Source organism: Chryseobacterium sp. NRRL B-14798, assembly GCF_050470705.1.
GTDB classification, from domain to species: Bacteria; Bacteroidota; Bacteroidia; order Flavobacteriales; family Weeksellaceae; genus Chryseobacterium; species Chryseobacterium cupriresistens.
On sequence record NZ_JBFLUL010000005.1, the window covers coordinates 2,031,629 to 2,047,499 of the forward strand.

A 15,871-nucleotide genomic window follows, 5' to 3' on the forward strand; every position below is an offset into this window, starting at 1 on the left:
TATGGAAACTACTAAAATAACAGAAATTAATAATATTATAGATACTTATTTGAATTTTGAATCTCTTTCAACTATTGATGATGAGCAATATAAAAAGGTTGTAATTGAATTTTTTAAAAAGCTGGATCAATTAAAGAAGAAAGGAATACTCATAGATAATGAGCTTATACGTTTTATAAGTGAGAAGTATTCAGAGATATCAGATAAATTTGAAGAAAATCCTATCTATGAAGAAAGGATTCAGAGGATCCTTCCAGAAATAAGTGAGTATTGCTCACCTCCTTACTTCTGGGATACCCCATTACATGATTATATGAAAAATAAATGGGGATTAACTATTAATGCTTCTGGTCTACAACCATAATTCCAAGCGGAACTTTAACTCGATTTTTACATATATAAAAAAACGAAATAGAATTCAATAGGATTGTTACTATGACATTTCCCACTTGTTAAAGAATATTTTTATCCAAACGGCTTAATTTTTGCAATTTTTTTAACTGCCGGATATTAATCATATGATGGTAGTTAACAAACAAAAAAGAGAGGGAAAAGTAATCAGCCTTCCTTAAAGTTCGGAGCATAGTTTTTAACCTCGCATCTCAGTTAACTGAATAGGGGAAAACTGTTTTTAAGGCTGTGCTGATAATCTCAAAAATATCAGCGCAAGTAACTGGCAAAAAATTGTAGAGTACTATTATTAAAAAAAAATACTGTTATGAACGTTAAACGCACATTTGGAACAATACTGACTGTTTTAGGAATCGCAGGTTTGATTTATACAGGATATGAATTGATTAATAAAAGCTCAGCCTATACGACTTTAGGAGTGATCGGAGTTCTTGGACTGATATTCTTTTTTTCGGGGATTGGTCTCGTCAAAAATACTAAAGACGAGGCATAAATACGTTATTTTTAAAGAAGATTGAGAGCAGTCTGAAAAATTAAAAAGCTACAGGTGCGGATATTGGAGCGTCTTTAGTAATTATTTGGGCAGCCAATAGATCGATATCTGATTTTTAGGAGTTAGACAGATGGTCATTGAGACATTTATTGAAGGGCTTTTTTGCATATGAATGGCCCAAAATTTGTATGTAACGTTACTGCCAATTTTTGCTAAGATATTCATTTGGAGCCATAACAAAATATAGATAATATGATCATCGATGAAAATCTTTTGCTCGAAAATGGAGCCGTTTACGAGGATTATCCCGCAAAGGAAATTATTTTTGAAATGGGAGGTGTTCCCCACTATTATTTCCAGATTGTTAAGGGTACAGTAGAACTGAATAATTATCACGAGGATGGAAAAGAATTTACCCTGAATATCCTCTCGGAAGGTCAGAGTTTTGGAGAATCTTTACTTTTTGCCAATAAGAATTATCCGATGAATGCCATCGCTAAAACTGACTGCATAATTCTGAAATTACCAAAATCCAACTTTCTGAATATGTTGAGTACCAATAGAGAATTGATGTTTACAATTTTCCGTCATCTGTCAGACCGTCTTTTCGATAAGTATGTGATGCTGTTCAACAATTCATCCACTGACCCGGTGTCGAAAATAAAATCATTAATGGATTATTATAAGGATAGTTCCTTAAAACAAAATCCTTACTCTTATCCTGTTCCACTTACCAGGCAGCAAATTGCCAATTTGACAGGTTTGCGGGTCGAAACAGTAATACGGACGATTAAAAAAATGGCACAAGAAAAGATTCTGAAGCTTGATGGACGAACGATTTTCTATTAATGTATTTTTATAGTAACCCTGGTTAGGTAAATCCAAAGTATCTACCAGATCTTCAACGATCTCTGATCATATCATCATAATCCTGTGCATAGGTTTTTAAATGATTACAAACATTCGTTCTACCATATAATAAAAAGAATCAGAAAATAGTGTTAAATTTGATTTGAACAGATCTTTACTATTTGAAAAACTATAATTATGAATGAAGAACTAAAATTTAATCCAGTGGATCAATTTCCTGCCAAGGTAGAAGGAGAGCAATTTTCAAGAACTGTTTTATTGTACGATAAAGATTTAGATAATTTTGATCTGGGTTATTATGACTTTGAGCTTCAGAAATGGCAGGCCATGGGAGGTTTTCAAATGGATGTAATTTGCTGGTCCTACATTCCTACACCTAATGAATTACAAGTTTCAGGATTTGATTCTGTTACTATTGATTAATTACGGAACTCATTAATTAAAGCCAGATAACCAGATTACTTTAGATACATGAAAGTAATTGGAACTAAAGTATAATGAACTCTTGGATAATAAAGAAATACTGTTGACATTACTGTTATATTATTACTTATTTTTACAGTAGACTTCTAATTAAGTTTATGTACATAGCAATTTTAAATCATTATAATGATAAAGGAATTTTCATTTAAAAAATTTGGGAATTTAGAATTTAGCAAATCCTCCGTTCAAAACGATACCCTCAACAAAATTAACGAACATATCAAAGTCCTGTTCATTCCACAAAAAGCTATTATACAAGTGGATTTTCAGGAGATTGAAATGAAAACAGATACCTTATTATTTATTAATCCCCATGTCATCTTAAAGCCCTGTGAAACTATTGGAGGGCAATTGATGCATTTTAACAGGGACTTTTACTGTGTGGAAATTCATGATCATGAAGTTGCCTGTGATGGTATTCTGTATAACAATGTGTTTGAAATTCCATTCATCAATTTAAATGAAGAACAGTCTGCTGATATCCAAAAGATCATCAGTGATATTCAGTCCGAATTGAAAAATGAAGATTCCGGTACAGAAGAAATGCTGAGGACATTGTTAAAACTGATCATTCTTAAATCTACACGCATCTGGAAGCAGCAACATCAGCTGGCAGACAATATACAGCAGGCCGATGTCCAATTTCTGCGGAAATTCAGCAAATTGGTAGAACAGCATTTCAAGACTCTCCATACTGTAGCTGATTATGCTGATTTGCTTTGTATTACTCCAAAAAATCTAAGTAAAAAAATAAGCCTGGTTAGTAAAGACACACCAAATGAAATTATAAAAAACCGTATTATACTTGAAAGTAAGCGTCTTTTAGTACATACTACAATGAGTGTCAAAGAGATTGCCCACACATTGAATTACGAAGACGACGCCTATTTTGTCCGCTTTTTCACCAAACACACGGGAATATCCCCAACCAGTTTTAGAAAGCAGTTTTAACCAGGTATTTCTCCAATATCCAGTACAAGCACAGCCCTGATCGGTTGTGCTTTTTTCATATTTACACCTTACTTGTCCCCAAAAACAGATTGTTCATAATACTACTGGTTCCTGTTGGGGCAAAAAGTGCAATTCAAAGCGAAAACCATCCATTGATACGCCTTCGGAATTACCCCAACTTTGCAATAACAAAAAGGAACAATAACAACAATTAAATAGTAAAGACATGAACAAGTTTACAGTAAAAGACGGAACAGAAATTTATTTCAAAGATTTAGGTGAAGGGCAACCGATATTTTTTCACCATGGATGGCCATTGTCATCCGACGACTGGGATGCACAGATGATGTTCTTTCTGGAAAAAGGATATAGAGTTGTTTCCCATGACAGAAGAGGGCACGGAAGATCGACTCAAACCTATAAGGGTAATGACATGGACACGTATGCAGCGGATGTTGCAGAATTGGTAGAGTACCTGGATTTAAAAGATGTGATCCACGTAGGTCATTCAACAGGTGGTGGCGAAGCAATAAGATATGCTGCCCAATATGGAAAAAACCGCGTATCTAAAGTGGTTTTAATAAGTGCAATTACACCTTATATGATTGCTGATGTCAATAATCCTGAAGGGGTGCCACTTGCTGTATTTGACGATATCCGCCATAATACACTTCATAACAGACAGCAATTCTATCAGGATCTTACAGTGCCTTTCTACGGTTACAACAGAGAAGATGCGGTTATTAAAAAAGGTATACAGGACAACTGGTGGAGACAGGGAATGATGGGTGGTATCAAGGCACAATATGACTGTATCAAAGTCTTTTCTGAGACCGATTTTACAAAGGACCTAAAAAGTCTGGAAATACCTGTTTTAGTACTCCATGGTGATGATGATCAGATTGTGCCTTATCAGACTACGGCAGTAAAGGCTGCAGAACTTCTTAAAAATAGCCAACTGATCATTTATCCGGGCTATTCTCACGGCATGCCTACCATCAATGCTGATGTAATCAACAAGGATATCCTATCATTTATAAAAGAATAGAAATCAAGAGAGACAAAAAGTACAATTCAAAGCGAAAGCCGTCCATTGGAAGGCCTGAGGAATAAGAGCAACTTTGTAGTGTCAAAATAACAACAATAATAAATATTTAAAGAAACATGAAAAATTTAATTTTAGCAGTCGTATTATTTACAACATTAATTTCAAACACAGTTTTATCACAAACAAAAAGAACACCAGCAGCCTTTGGAAGAGAAGAATATATTGAAGTAGAGAAAAATGTGAAACTTCATGTAACGGACCTTGGTGAGGGAGAGCCTATTGTTTTAATTCACGGATGGCCATTGAGTGATGCCATGTATGAATACCAGTATGCCGATTTTATCCAAAAAGGATATCGTGTGATTGGTATCACTTTAAGAGGATTCGGACTGTCTGACAAACCGGGAGGCAAATATAATTATGATGTATTTGCAGATGATATCAAGGTTGTTTTGGACAAATTGGATGTTAAAAATGCTACAATCGGCGGATTTTCAATGGGTGGTGCTACAGTGATTCACTATGTAGCCAAATACAATGCGGCCCACGTTTCAAAAATGGCTTTATTTGGGGCAGCAGCACCGATCTGGACAAAAAGGGCAGACTTTAATTATGGCCTGTGGACTAAAGAAGATGTCAATGGTTTGATACACCTAAACAACACTAACCGTCCGGAATTATTCGCCACATTCGGTAAGATATTTCCAGCTAATGAGACCAGCGTTTCCCAAGGTCATGGTGCTTGGTTGGGAGGCATTCAGGCTCAGGCATCACCTTATGCAATGGCTGAGGGATTAAAAACTCTGAGGGATAGCGATTTGCGTAATGATTTGAAGAAAATAACAATTCCTACTTTGATCTTACACGGTAAGCTGGATAAAATCTGTTCTTATGATCTTGCGGAACAAATGAATATTTTGCTTAAAAACTCAACGTTAGTACCTTTTGAAAAAAGCGGTCATGCCTTGTTCATTGAAGAGTTGGATAAATTTAATACCGAATTATTGAACTTCATCAAAAAATAGGATAAGTACAGTATGAGGTTAGTCTAGAAAGCTAACCTCTTTTTTTAATATCAAATGAACCAAAATGCACAGATTTATATTACTTTTCATAACATTAACATTGTTGTCATGCAGTACAAAAAAAACGATTGTAGCAGTAAAACATACTAATCTGGTAAATCCGATAGGACCTTATAGTCATTCAATCAGATTTGGGAATTTAATATTTGTTTCAGGGCAGATTGGTCTTGATCAAAAGACAGGTAGTTTGAAATCCGGAATTGAAGCTCAAACCGTCCAGATTTTTAAAAATTTGGAGATTATTCTCAATGATAATAATTCAGATTTTGATCATATTGCCAAGACCACCATTTTTATTACGGATATGAAACAATTTGAGACAGTAAATAAGATATATAATCATTATTTCAAAAACCGCTTTCCGGCACGAAGTACAATTGAGATAAAGTCATTACCAAGAAATGCAAGTATCGAAATAGAATGCATTGCCACTCAGAAAAACTAATTGTTTTGATAGATTTATCAGATTTATATTAAGATTATGTTTATAGTTATAAAATAACTAGTGAACCCCCGACAATAAGATGTTAATGGAAAAAAATAATATCGTCATATCAGAAGATAATTACTTGTTTAAAGGTGGGTTTTGATAAAATATCAGTTTCACTACTAATAGATTGCGGTCGAATTTTCTACAATGTGTATTTTTCAAATATAGTATACCTTGCTAAAAAAAGTTTATTTTTTTGTTGGTTGTGCATACTTGATACACTTGTGATTTTAATTATATAAATGTTTATATTTTTTTGAATATTTATTATAGTTTAGAATTAAATTTATTTTAAATAGCTATTTGTTAATTAAAATAATATAAATTAAGACATCTAAATTGTTATAAAGTTAAAACCTAAAAATGTATGCAAAAAAGATTACAATTACCCCTATTTAATAACTATAAATTTTTTTCAAATGATCTGGAAAAGATATATATTACTATTGATAAGAGGATTAAATATAGCTTTTTGAAATATTAATTCAATATTAGATATTGTTATGATTTATTTTAGAAAAGTACTTTGTTTAGGGATCATTTTTTCTTTTTTAGAATATAAGCCACAACTCTCAATACATAAAATTGACAGTTTGCAGACAGATGTTTTTACTAAACTGTTGAGAAGTGGTGAATTAAAACAAATAATTTCGCAAGAAAAAATCTGTCTTGAATTTGCTCGCAAACAGGATTATAAGAAAGGTAAGATAAGAGGGAACATCAATATTGCCTATGCTCTGACTTTACTCAAGAAAAACAAAATGAGTCTGGATTTTTTAGAGATTGCTAAAAAGGAACTTGAAAAAGAAGATGATGATAACCTTTTAGCATATTTGTATTTTGCTTATGGTATCAATTATAATTCACTAAATATGCACTCGCAGGCGATCAGAACTTTTGATATCGCATTTGCCTATGCACAAAAAATAGAAGACAAAAAGCTAAGAGAGAAAAGGTTATATGGTATCTATGATTGGAAACGAACTAGCTTTCAGGTCTTAGGGATGATGGATTCAGTATATAGTAATGAAAAAAAATGTATGCAGTCTCCCATGCCTATGTTGTTTATAACTATTGCTAACAAACATTTTCAAAAAAAGAATATTGATTCAGCTGAATTTTATATTAAAGGCTAATGAATTATTGTTCAAAAAGGAAATTCCGATCGAAGGTAAGGCTAATGTGCTACGTGCTTTCGGGAAACTATACATCAGAAAAAAGCAGTATGGAAAGGAATTGAATTATTTATTTAATTCATTCATTCATTAGAAATCACAACTAAAGCTAATCTAAGAAAAAGAAATCTGGAATCATATGAATTAATTTCAGAAGCTTATAAAGGACTTAACGACAAGGAGAAAGAGAATGAATATGCACTAAAGCGCTCGCTGCTAAGTGACAGTTTAAGAGCAGAAGAACAAACTGTTACTAATAATGTAGTTGAAAAAATTCTTGATGAAGAATTGTGTTAAAGCCTTGGAAGTTAAAAATTCAGATGGATCAGAATTATTTAAACTCCAAAGTAATGGAAATATAGGAATTAATGCAGGAGCATCTTTACCAACTGATTTACTGCATGTAAAGACTGATGTGAAACATGAAAATCTGCAGGTTTTGTCTTCCCCTTACAGCCCGTTAGCTGTTGATGCGACTGGTGCAGCCAAGATTAAGCCTGCAACAATCCAGTATTTTTATTTTAAACGAAGCTCGTCATTCGGGAGCTTTTCGCTTTTTAATACAAATATATATACCAATATACCGTTCCCTGCAGGGGGAGATGTTCTAGGTAATACGACTGGTTTTGGGTTCAGAACCGATGCTTCAGGAACGGTAAACTCACAGTCTGTTAGTAATATAAGTTATCTGACGATTCCTGAGCCTGGTGTATATCTTTTTGAAATGTATCAGACAGTGCTTTGTACCGGGTTTTCCAACAACTTCATCTAGTACAGGGCAAATTGCATAAATATGATACAGCTAATAGCGGAACCTCTGTCTATACTACAAATACAATTTTCAGAGATTATGCGATTGCCCGAAGAAGAGCGACAGGAGGAATTCATAGTAGCAGTTATGGTTATGCTAATCCATAGAAACTTATTGTTGCTTATCAGAGTACTACAGTCAATGAAAAAGTGGCGCTGTTTGTTAATTATGCCGGAGGAGACAGCTATAATACCCTAACATGTCAAATGAATAGACCGAACGGAAGTGATAATTATGGTTACTTAATAGTCACTAAGCTTTAAGTACCTTGAAGTAACACTATAAGATTCTAAAAACAACAATAAAGAAAAAAATGTTCCCAGAAACTCCTGCTATTTTATTCTATCCAGAGAATAAAAGCAGGAGTTGTTTATATAGGTTTGAAAGACACTAAGGGTTATATTATATTTTACTGATTATTAAGTATCGTTTCTCCATACATTTATTCTGTTTTTGTTAGGTAAATAGAAATTGAAAGTCCTGTTGTATCTGAAAAGTTATGTAAAATCAGAATGCGGTTTTATTGATTAGTTTTGCAAATCTTAATAAACAGTTTTTTCTCTTTCTTCATCCAAAGCTGATGCTGCTCTACACTTTTTTATTATTGGAGATGGTATCAGAATTAATATTATCCGATAATCATACTAAATTTGCAAAGGTATTTTACGATGATGCATTTATCAGAGTTTTTAAAGGTTTCAAGAAAAGATAAATTACTCCTTTTCGAGGTACCGTTTGTTAGTATTAACATAGAGGGGGTATTCTTTCTTTGCTTGGACTGATCTTTTCACATCTATGCAATGGGTTACAAATTTTCTTTCTGAGGTGGTTGATTCCAATAAGTTACCCGTCATCGGTTCTATAATCCAGCCTGTACCACCCCATTCGAAATCATCACTGAATCCTGAGCGATTAGAACTTAAACAATATGTCCCGGATATAATTGCAGAAGCTTTTCCACAAGTTAGCCATTGTTCAACAGAGGATTTCCCCGTTGCTCTGGGGCATAACAATAGATCTGCATTTTGTTTTCCATATTGACGGGCCTTTTCTGTGAACCACAGCTCAGTACACATGAGCACACCAATTTTCAAATCATCAAGCTGAACTGTCTCAAAGGAAATATTATCTTCTCTGTCAAACCAGCTTTCTTCCCAAAAATGATCTTCTTCCGGAAAAAGTGCTTTGGTATGAATTCTCCTATGTCCTTTTCCTCTTTGAAATACAAATGCCGTATTATAAAATTTTGTACCAACAATTTCAGGGGTAGAATAAACAATATACTTTGCTTCAAGCTTTTCTACTTCCTTGATCCAAAGTTGATGTTGTTCTACACTTTTTTGCTGTATATCTTCTGAAACCTCCTTGTTAATTACAAACCAGGAATAAAAAGGCATTTCAGGTAAGAGTAGTAAATCTGTCTTATTTTGAGCGAGATAAATTTGAAGTTCTCGCCAGTCTTCTAAAAATTCACTTCTATCATTGCTGAGTTCACATACCGTAACATTCATACTTAGCTATTTTTAATACTATATAAAGGATTATTTAAAGGACAGGACAAAGTTTTAAAACTTTGTCCTGTTTTATATTGTTGCGAAATCAATTATGCAGAAATTCCACCATCAATTTTAAAGTTGCTGCCTGTAATATATCCTGCTTCATCACTAGCCAGGAAATTAACTAGGGACGCTATTTCCTCTGGAAGCGCAAAGCGCTTTAACGGAATAGAATCCATGAGATACTGGCGTATATTTTCATCGGCATTAATCAGCATATCTGTTTCCGTAGCTCCCGGCTCTACACTGTTGACAGTAATTTTTCTAGGAGCAAGATCCCAAGCTAGACCTCTTGTATATGCAGAGACAGCAGCTTTTGTCGCGATGTAATCAGACATGCCAGGACTGCCAATTCTGATTCCACCAACCGAGGCAATGTTGATGATTCTACCTCCGTCAGGCATATATTTCTGTGCAGTTCTAACTGCTTCGGCAACAGAACGAATATTTACATCGATCTGGTTATTATATGCTTCTGCTCTTTCGCTTGCCGTTTCAATCGGACCGTTTACGGCTACTGCAGCATTATTGACCAAAACATCGATTTTGCCAAATGCTGCTACTGCATTTTCGATAGCATTTTCGACGGCTCCTTGAATTGCTCCATTAGCTTTTATGGCTAATGCTTTTCCTCCGGCCTCAACAATATCAGATACGATTTGCTGTGCGCTGTTTTCTGAGTTTAAATAAGTGAAAGCCACTATTGCGCCTTCTTTTGCAAGACGTTCTACGATTGCTTTCCCCATTCCGCGAGTTCCTCCGGTAACGAAGGCTGCTTTTCCTTTTAATGTTGACATTTTATGTGATTTTTATTTTAAAGTTTGTTAATATTAGTTTATAGATACCTGGTCTAAGTATCATTGATCATATACAATTTCTAAGACGTCTACTGAAGGTTTATCGTCACGGATTGACGATAATTTTACCTGCAGTGTGGTTTTTTTCGAGTTCCGTATGGGCCTGTGCTATTTCTTCAAGTTTAAACTTTTTGGAAACATGTGATTTTACTAAACCTTCTTTCATTAATCCTGCAATGGCCGTCATATCTTTTCCATTTGAAACAACAGCATTATAGTACGCATGCACATCTAATTCTTTAGCACGCTTTTCCCATCCGCTTCCATCAATGTGAGACCATAGACTTAATAATGTACCTCCCTTTTTCACTATGCTAAGGGTTTTTTGGATATGCTCATCCCGTAAGCCTTCAATAACATAGTCTACCGGTTCGATTACTTCTAAGAAGTCAGTCTTTTGATAATCGACAAATTCATCTGCTCCAAGGCTGATCACCAGGTCCTTTTTTGATCCGGAAGCTACAGCAATAACATAAGCTCCAAAATATTTGGCAAATTGCACGGCAAAATGCCCCACACCGCCACCGGCTGCGGTTATAAGCACACGGTCGCCCATTTTTATAGGATTTTTGATGAGCGGTTGCCAGGTAGTTAATGCTGCCATGCCTGCAGCAGCTGCTTCATCATGGGAAATATTAGCAGGTTTTATTGTAATGTCAACTATATTGGCAACTACATATTCTGCATAAGCTTTAGCGTGTCCGGCTGTAGTAAAGGTTGGAAAATTGAGTAGACCGAACACCTCGTCACCAATAGTAAAGGTGCTGACATTATTTCCGACAGCTTCAATTACACCAGAAACATCCCAGCCCAATATTTTGGGTGTTTCATTGTTAAATATGTAGTCTAATGCAGGGTTTTGCCGTGCATAGATATCTGTAGGATTAATGCTTATTGCATGAACTCTGATGAGCACTTCATTATCGTTAGGTGTTGGAATGGGAAGCTCTGCCATTGATAGTTGGTCGACATTTCCCTGCTTTTTTAATATGACTGCTTTCATTTTAGTAATTGTATAATGTTGTTGAGAATTTGAATAAATTTTTATAAAATTTTGATCCTTTATCTCATTTACTTATGCAAAGTTATAAGCAATTAGGTATAACTTTGTAACCGGTATCACGGCTGATACTTGAAATTGAAAATGGACGAAGCCTATTGGACAAAAGCAAAACTTATTTTGTTAAAATAATTAAACAATAAAGATTTTAAGAATATGAAAGAATGTGTAAAAACCAAAATTGACGCTCAGGATATAAAGGCATTGCAGGACACAATTTATGTAATCGGGGGGAAGTGGAAACTACCTATTATCTATTCTATCTGTAATGGCAATAAGCGTTTTAGCGACATTGAAAAAAGCATTCCGGGAATTACAAAACGGATGTTATCATTAAATTTAAAAGAACTCGAAGCCAATAAATTAATTACAAGAATCGTTGATGTAGATTTCCCTTCAATGATTGAATATGAATTCACAGAGTATGCAAAGGAATATGGCATTCTAATTACTGATATGATCGAGTGGGGAAAGAAGCATAAAAGACTAATAACCGATAAAAGTTTAGATAGTAAACAATGATTTACCAAAACACTAAAGAGAAGTTAAATTTGAAATCCAAAGAAGGTCAGTATTGAGGAAAGAATGGCAAGATTTTGATACAGATCGTTGGGTTTGATGTCGAGTAGAGATGATATTTAGCAATTCGCTTGTATGTTGAGAGGTTGGATTATAATCGATCACAAACAATGTTCCGGATAAATCATTAGCATCTAATGCTAAACTCAAAACTCTTGGAATCTTGGATAATAACCAGACTTCCTCAGTCTAATTTGCAGGATAAAAATGAACTTGTTTCAAGTTTAATATCCTTTAAATTATGACAACTATATATTTTAGTATACCAAATCAAAACAACAACGTTACCAATATCCCAATAATAACTCTGAACTTTTTACAGTATTTTTTGAACTTTTAATGAAATAAGTGCTTCAAATCATGATCTAATTTTGTCTATCAAAACTTAATTAAATACTAAAAATTTAAAATGAAAAAGACATTAATTATCATCACGCATCCCGATATGGATAACTCTGTCATCAACAAAAGATGGCTTACAGAATTAGAAAAATATCCTGAAAAATTCCAAATACATCAATTACATAAAGTTTATCCTGATCAAAAATTTGATATTGCAGCAGAACAAAAACTAATTGAAGAGCACGATCATATCATTTTTCAATTCCCATACTATTGGTATTGTGCTCCAGCATTATTAAAAAAGTGGCTGGACGAAGTTCTTACACACGGTTGGGCATATGGGAGTTCAAGCGGATTTAAGTTTAGAGGAAAGAAAGTCGCTTTGGCTATTTCATTAGGTTTGAAAGAAGAACATTTACAACGCGGCACGCCTTTGAAATTTAATCTTGATGATCTCACTCATCCTTATGAAGCAATGTTTGATTGGATAAAAGCCGACTATCAGCCCTATTTTGCATACTACGGAATGACATTCGAGCCATCGGAAGAATGGGTGGAAAGAAGCGTACTTTTATATCTGGATTTTTTGAATCGCTTTAATCCTGAAAAAGAAGAGACAGTGTTGCTTAATTTGCAATAATAAATTAAATGTACTAGCAACCGGAATTAGCAAGAAGAGATGTATTATTATACCTCTCTTTTTTAATTTATAAAAGTATTTTCAACAAAATTTATCCATTACAAAGTGAAAATTATCCATTTTTTATCAGATTCAGATTCATCAATTTTACAGATCACAGAACGAAAATTATTGAACAAATGAACGATCTCAATTGCAGTAAAATTATCAAAGAAAATTCCAAGGTTTTATCTTGGAATGATGATATCCAAGTGATGTATTATCAGACTTCTAAGGAAATTATCAGAGCTAATATGTGCGTTCACATGAATATGATTAGCATTGTTCTGCAAGGTACAAAGGAGATTTTGGGATGTGGAATGAAGAGGGTTGTTCCGGCAGGTTCCGGTTTTTTTATGAAAAAAGGTTCTTATCTGGTTTCTGACAAAATCGAAGATGAAGAAAAAGATTACGAATCAATAATTATCTTTTTCTCTGATACTTGGCTCCAATCCCAAATAGATACAATATTCGATTGTAAAAATACTTCGGACACACAGGGTGAAGACTGTCTTAACGGAGATATTGCGTTGCTTGAGGAGGATAAATTAATGAATTCGGTGATTGATCAGCTTAAATCTTATTTCGAGTTAAGTCAGGATAAAGATCGTTTACAGATTTTATTGCCATTTAAAATCAGAGAGTTATTTCAGATCTTGATTTCTGCCCCAAATGGTTATCATTTTGAAAAACGATTACGCAGTCTTGATAATCATCATAATCCCGATTTGGTCGTATTAATGCAGAATAACTACAAAGAGAATATTTCTCTTGAGCAATATGCTTTTCTTGCCAATTGTAGCTTGTCAACATTTAAAAGAAAATTTATGCAGACCTTTAAAACAAATCCCGGAAAATGGATTATGCAGCGTAGATTGGAAGAGTCGTACGAATTATTAAAAAAATCAGAAAAGAACGTTACGGAAATAGCATATGAAGTCGGCTTTGAAACTCCCGCTCATTTTATAGCATCATTTAAACAGAAATATAGAAACACACCGAAACAGTTGCAAAAGCAACTTTAGCACAAAATCATTCTAAACTTTTCACGATAGTTTTTGAACTTTTTAAGAAATCAATTCATTCAAAACAAGCTGAACTTTGTCTTATAAATTTAAAACAATTAAAATTTAAAACAATGAAATTGTATTATTTTACAGACCCAATGTGTTCCTGGTGTTACGGTTTTAGTCCGGTGATGAAAAAACTGAAAGAAAGCTATCCGAATATTGATTTACAGATTATTTCAGGAGGTTTTGCACCGGGAAGCACACAGAAAGTGACAAAAGAGTATAAAGATTTCCTAGCATATCACTGGAGAAGCGTAAGTCTTCGCAGTGGTCAGTATTTCGACCATTCGATGAAGTTTGTTTCTGATAGTTTTCATTATGATACAGAGCCTTCGAGCAGGGCCTTAGTAGTAGTCCAAAGGTTTTTACCGGAGAAAGATTTCGAATTTTTAAGCCTGATGCAAAAATCGTTTTATGTGGAAGGAAAAGATATTACCAATGATGGGGTTTTGGCAGAATTAGCAGAAGAACTTGGAATTGAAAAAAAAACTTTTTTAGAAGGATTTCATTCGGAAGAGATAAAATTGAAAACTGCTCAAGGATTTCAATTTAGCAGGCAATTAGGCGTAAAGGGATTTCCAACTTTACTGACTTTGGAAAACGGAACTGTGAAAGTTTTGACTCATGGTTTTCAGTCTTTTGAAAGTTTAAAAGAAATTATTGAGGAAAGGTTGACAACAATGTTTATCCCGGAATCTTTTAGCGGGCAATCTTGTTCGGATATTTCCTGTGAATGTTGAGAAGATGAGTCGGCTAATATCTATTAACAGTGGATTTAGCCGACTTTTTTAATCTGTTAAAACTGCAATTATGAAAAAGCAAAATTTTTCTTCACTGATTGAAAAGATTCAGAAAAATCTCCATAAAACACTTCCAGGAGAAAAAGCACATCAAATAATGGAAGCTCTTTCTGCAAGTTATCTGACTTTAAGACCAACACGAAAAACGCGGAAAAGCGCGGTTTTGATGCTTTTATATCCAATCGATAATGAAATTTATTTCCCTTTGATTTTAAGGAATTCTTACGATGGTTTTCATTCCAATGAGGTTGGTTTTCCAGGAGGAAGATTTGAGTTGACTGATGAAAATCTTATCCAAACTGCACTTCGTGAAGCAAAGGAAGAAATCGGAGTAAATTCTGATGAGGTCAAAATTTTAGGAATATTAACCGAAATATTTATCGGCCCAAGTGATTTCAATGTCTTACCTGTAGTTGGTTATGTTCCATATCGGCCAAATTTTAAACCTGATTCTCGGGAAGTACAACAAATTTTCGAATTAAAGTTGGAGTACTTTTCAGCCCCCAATATTATCGGTTGCAGTGAAATCAGTATTCCCGGAGATTTGGTGACAACGCCTTATTATGAAGTTGATAACCATAAGGTTTGGGGTGCAACAGCTAAAATAATTGTTGAACTTTTGACCGTACTGAAACTTTAGTATTTACTTCTGTTTTGCAAGATAGTCTGTAAACTGTTCATTCAATAACTCACATTCGTGCTGCAATATTCCCGATTCAATTTCAGGCCTATTTCCCCATTTGGGAACCGTTTCCGTTTCAAGAATTTTAAATTCAGAAGATTGTCCGCCAACAAAAGGAACAGAAACTCCAAAGACCAATTTCGCAATTTTATGATGTCTGATAAGATAGGAACACATTATGCAAGGCTCGTGAGTTGAAAACATAACAGATTCCTCCAAAACATCTCTGTAACCATTTACTAAAGCATCTTTTACCGCTAAAATTTCTGCGTGTTGCGTAATATCTCCGCTTGATTTTCCAGATTCAATTCCTCTGCCTATAATTTTGTTTTCAAAAACCAAAAGAGATCCGACTGGCGGATTTCCTTTTTCCAAAGCTTGTTTTGCAAGTTCGATGCATTCAAGCATGTATTGATTGTAATTATTCAT

The 15,871-nt window shown here is 34.2% G+C and carries 19 protein-coding genes; 15 read left to right on the forward strand and 4 right to left on the reverse strand.

Annotated elements, in window-relative coordinates; translation table 11 throughout:
- Position 1 precedes the first annotated feature (1 nt).
- The 10 genes from AB1278_RS09580 (at position 2) to AB1278_RS09625 (ending at position 7,778) form a co-directional block, all read left to right on the forward strand.
- Positions 2–364, forward strand: a complete 363-nt coding sequence (locus tag AB1278_RS09580) for a hypothetical protein (protein WP_429813992.1) — start codon at positions 2–4, stop codon at positions 362–364.
- 354 nt (positions 365–718) lie between these two features.
- The gene (locus tag AB1278_RS09585; RefSeq protein ID WP_047433500.1) at positions 719–904 is read left to right on the forward strand and encodes a hypothetical protein; all 186 of its coding nucleotides are present in this window, start codon (positions 719–721) and stop codon (positions 902–904) included.
- 252 nt (positions 905–1,156) lie between these two features.
- Positions 1,157–1,753: a Crp/Fnr family transcriptional regulator gene (locus AB1278_RS09590; RefSeq protein ID WP_429813995.1), complete on the forward strand. Its 597-nt coding sequence runs from the start codon at positions 1,157–1,159 to the stop codon at positions 1,751–1,753.
- 198 nt (positions 1,754–1,951) lie between these two features.
- Positions 1,952–2,197 (forward strand): hypothetical protein, encoded by a 246-nt coding sequence (locus AB1278_RS09595; protein WP_429813998.1) that lies wholly within the window; start codon positions 1,952–1,954, stop codon positions 2,195–2,197.
- Positions 2,198–2,383: 186 nt separating this feature from the next.
- Positions 2,384–3,208 carry a helix-turn-helix domain-containing protein gene (locus AB1278_RS09600; RefSeq protein WP_429814001.1) on the forward strand — a complete coding sequence of 275 codons (825 nt, stop codon included), beginning with the start codon at positions 2,384–2,386 and terminating at the stop codon, positions 3,206–3,208.
- 226 nt (positions 3,209–3,434) lie between these two features.
- Positions 3,435–4,256: an alpha/beta fold hydrolase gene (locus AB1278_RS09605; RefSeq protein WP_429814004.1), complete on the forward strand. Its 822-nt coding sequence runs from the start codon at positions 3,435–3,437 to the stop codon at positions 4,254–4,256.
- A 116-nt stretch (positions 4,257–4,372) separates the two neighbouring features.
- Complete coding sequence (locus AB1278_RS09610) at positions 4,373–5,281, forward strand: alpha/beta fold hydrolase (protein WP_227942476.1); 909 nt, start codon at positions 4,373–4,375, stop codon at positions 5,279–5,281.
- 64 nt (positions 5,282–5,345) lie between these two features.
- Positions 5,346–5,786 (forward strand): RidA family protein, encoded by a 441-nt coding sequence (locus AB1278_RS09615; protein WP_429814007.1) that lies wholly within the window; start codon positions 5,346–5,348, stop codon positions 5,784–5,786.
- A gap of 638 nt (positions 5,787–6,424) precedes the next feature.
- Positions 6,425–6,967 (forward strand): hypothetical protein, encoded by a 543-nt coding sequence (locus tag AB1278_RS09620; protein ID WP_411412960.1) that lies wholly within the window; start codon positions 6,425–6,427, stop codon positions 6,965–6,967.
- A gap of 319 nt (positions 6,968–7,286) precedes the next feature.
- Complete coding sequence (locus tag AB1278_RS09625; RefSeq protein ID WP_395973996.1) at positions 7,287–7,778, forward strand: hypothetical protein; 492 nt, start codon at positions 7,287–7,289, stop codon at positions 7,776–7,778.
- Between the two features lie 752 nt (positions 7,779–8,530).
- On the opposite strand, the gene AB1278_RS09630 is transcribed toward AB1278_RS09625, so the two are convergent.
- From AB1278_RS09630 to AB1278_RS09640, 3 genes are all read right to left on the reverse strand, one after another.
- Positions 8,531–9,328, reverse strand: coding sequence for a carbon-nitrogen hydrolase family protein (locus tag AB1278_RS09630; RefSeq protein WP_395973994.1), 798 nt, complete (start codon positions 9,326–9,328; stop codon positions 8,531–8,533).
- A 92-nt stretch (positions 9,329–9,420) separates the two neighbouring features.
- On the reverse strand, positions 9,421–10,170 hold the full coding sequence (locus tag AB1278_RS09635; RefSeq protein WP_395973992.1) for an SDR family NAD(P)-dependent oxidoreductase: 750 nt from the start codon (positions 10,168–10,170) through the stop codon (positions 9,421–9,423).
- Between the two features lie 106 nt (positions 10,171–10,276).
- Positions 10,277–11,233, reverse strand: coding sequence for an NADP-dependent oxidoreductase (locus tag AB1278_RS09640; RefSeq protein WP_395973990.1), 957 nt, complete (start codon positions 11,231–11,233; stop codon positions 10,277–10,279).
- A 213-nt stretch (positions 11,234–11,446) separates the two neighbouring features.
- Between AB1278_RS09640 and AB1278_RS09645 the strand changes: the two genes are divergently transcribed.
- The 5 genes from AB1278_RS09645 (at position 11,447) to AB1278_RS09665 (ending at position 15,400) form a co-directional block, all read left to right on the forward strand.
- Positions 11,447–11,812, forward strand: a complete 366-nt coding sequence (locus AB1278_RS09645; protein WP_395973988.1) for a winged helix-turn-helix transcriptional regulator — start codon at positions 11,447–11,449, stop codon at positions 11,810–11,812.
- A gap of 466 nt (positions 11,813–12,278) precedes the next feature.
- On the forward strand, positions 12,279–12,851 hold the full coding sequence (locus tag AB1278_RS09650; protein ID WP_395973986.1) for an NAD(P)H-dependent oxidoreductase: 573 nt from the start codon (positions 12,279–12,281) through the stop codon (positions 12,849–12,851).
- A 179-nt stretch (positions 12,852–13,030) separates the two neighbouring features.
- Positions 13,031–13,915: a helix-turn-helix domain-containing protein gene (locus AB1278_RS09655; RefSeq protein ID WP_411412963.1), complete on the forward strand. Its 885-nt coding sequence runs from the start codon at positions 13,031–13,033 to the stop codon at positions 13,913–13,915.
- A gap of 113 nt (positions 13,916–14,028) precedes the next feature.
- Complete coding sequence (locus AB1278_RS09660; RefSeq protein WP_277694255.1) at positions 14,029–14,700, forward strand: DsbA family protein; 672 nt, start codon at positions 14,029–14,031, stop codon at positions 14,698–14,700.
- A gap of 70 nt (positions 14,701–14,770) precedes the next feature.
- Complete coding sequence (locus tag AB1278_RS09665; RefSeq protein ID WP_042721856.1) at positions 14,771–15,400, forward strand: NUDIX hydrolase; 630 nt, start codon at positions 14,771–14,773, stop codon at positions 15,398–15,400.
- Between the two features lie 3 nt (positions 15,401–15,403).
- Here AB1278_RS09665 and AB1278_RS09670 read toward each other — a convergent pair whose 3' ends face one another.
- On the reverse strand, positions 15,404–15,871 hold the full coding sequence (locus tag AB1278_RS09670) for a nucleoside deaminase (protein WP_227942464.1): 468 nt from the start codon (positions 15,869–15,871) through the stop codon (positions 15,404–15,406).

Coding starts and splice junctions, on each gene's coding strand:
- AB1278_RS09580 (WP_429813992.1), top strand. CDS start 2: ATGGAAACTACTAAAATAACAGAAATTAATAATATTATAGATACTTAT.
- AB1278_RS09585 (WP_047433500.1), top strand. CDS start 719: ATGAACGTTAAACGCACATTTGGAACAATACTGACTGTTTTAGGAATC.
- AB1278_RS09590 (WP_429813995.1), top strand. CDS start 1,157: ATGATCATCGATGAAAATCTTTTGCTCGAAAATGGAGCCGTTTACGAG.
- AB1278_RS09595 (WP_429813998.1), top strand. CDS start 1,952: ATGAATGAAGAACTAAAATTTAATCCAGTGGATCAATTTCCTGCCAAG.
- AB1278_RS09600 (WP_429814001.1), top strand. CDS start 2,384: ATGATAAAGGAATTTTCATTTAAAAAATTTGGGAATTTAGAATTTAGC.
- AB1278_RS09605 (WP_429814004.1), top strand. CDS start 3,435: ATGAACAAGTTTACAGTAAAAGACGGAACAGAAATTTATTTCAAAGAT.
- AB1278_RS09610 (WP_227942476.1), top strand. CDS start 4,373: ATGAAAAATTTAATTTTAGCAGTCGTATTATTTACAACATTAATTTCA.
- AB1278_RS09615 (WP_429814007.1), top strand. CDS start 5,346: ATGCACAGATTTATATTACTTTTCATAACATTAACATTGTTGTCATGC.
- AB1278_RS09625 (WP_395973996.1), top strand. CDS start 7,287: ATGAAGAATTGTGTTAAAGCCTTGGAAGTTAAAAATTCAGATGGATCA.
- AB1278_RS09630 (WP_395973994.1), bottom strand. CDS start 9,328: ATGAATGTTACGGTATGTGAACTCAGCAATGATAGAAGTGAATTTTTA.
- AB1278_RS09635 (WP_395973992.1), bottom strand. CDS start 10,170: ATGTCAACATTAAAAGGAAAAGCAGCCTTCGTTACCGGAGGAACTCGC.
- AB1278_RS09640 (WP_395973990.1), bottom strand. CDS start 11,233: ATGAAAGCAGTCATATTAAAAAAGCAGGGAAATGTCGACCAACTATCA.
- AB1278_RS09645 (WP_395973988.1), top strand. CDS start 11,447: ATGAAAGAATGTGTAAAAACCAAAATTGACGCTCAGGATATAAAGGCA.
- AB1278_RS09650 (WP_395973986.1), top strand. CDS start 12,279: ATGAAAAAGACATTAATTATCATCACGCATCCCGATATGGATAACTCT.
- AB1278_RS09655 (WP_411412963.1), top strand. CDS start 13,031: ATGAACGATCTCAATTGCAGTAAAATTATCAAAGAAAATTCCAAGGTT.
- AB1278_RS09660 (WP_277694255.1), top strand. CDS start 14,029: ATGAAATTGTATTATTTTACAGACCCAATGTGTTCCTGGTGTTACGGT.
- AB1278_RS09665 (WP_042721856.1), top strand. CDS start 14,771: ATGAAAAAGCAAAATTTTTCTTCACTGATTGAAAAGATTCAGAAAAAT.
- AB1278_RS09670 (WP_227942464.1), bottom strand. CDS start 15,871: ATGAATAATTACAATCAATACATGCTTGAATGCATCGAACTTGCAAAA.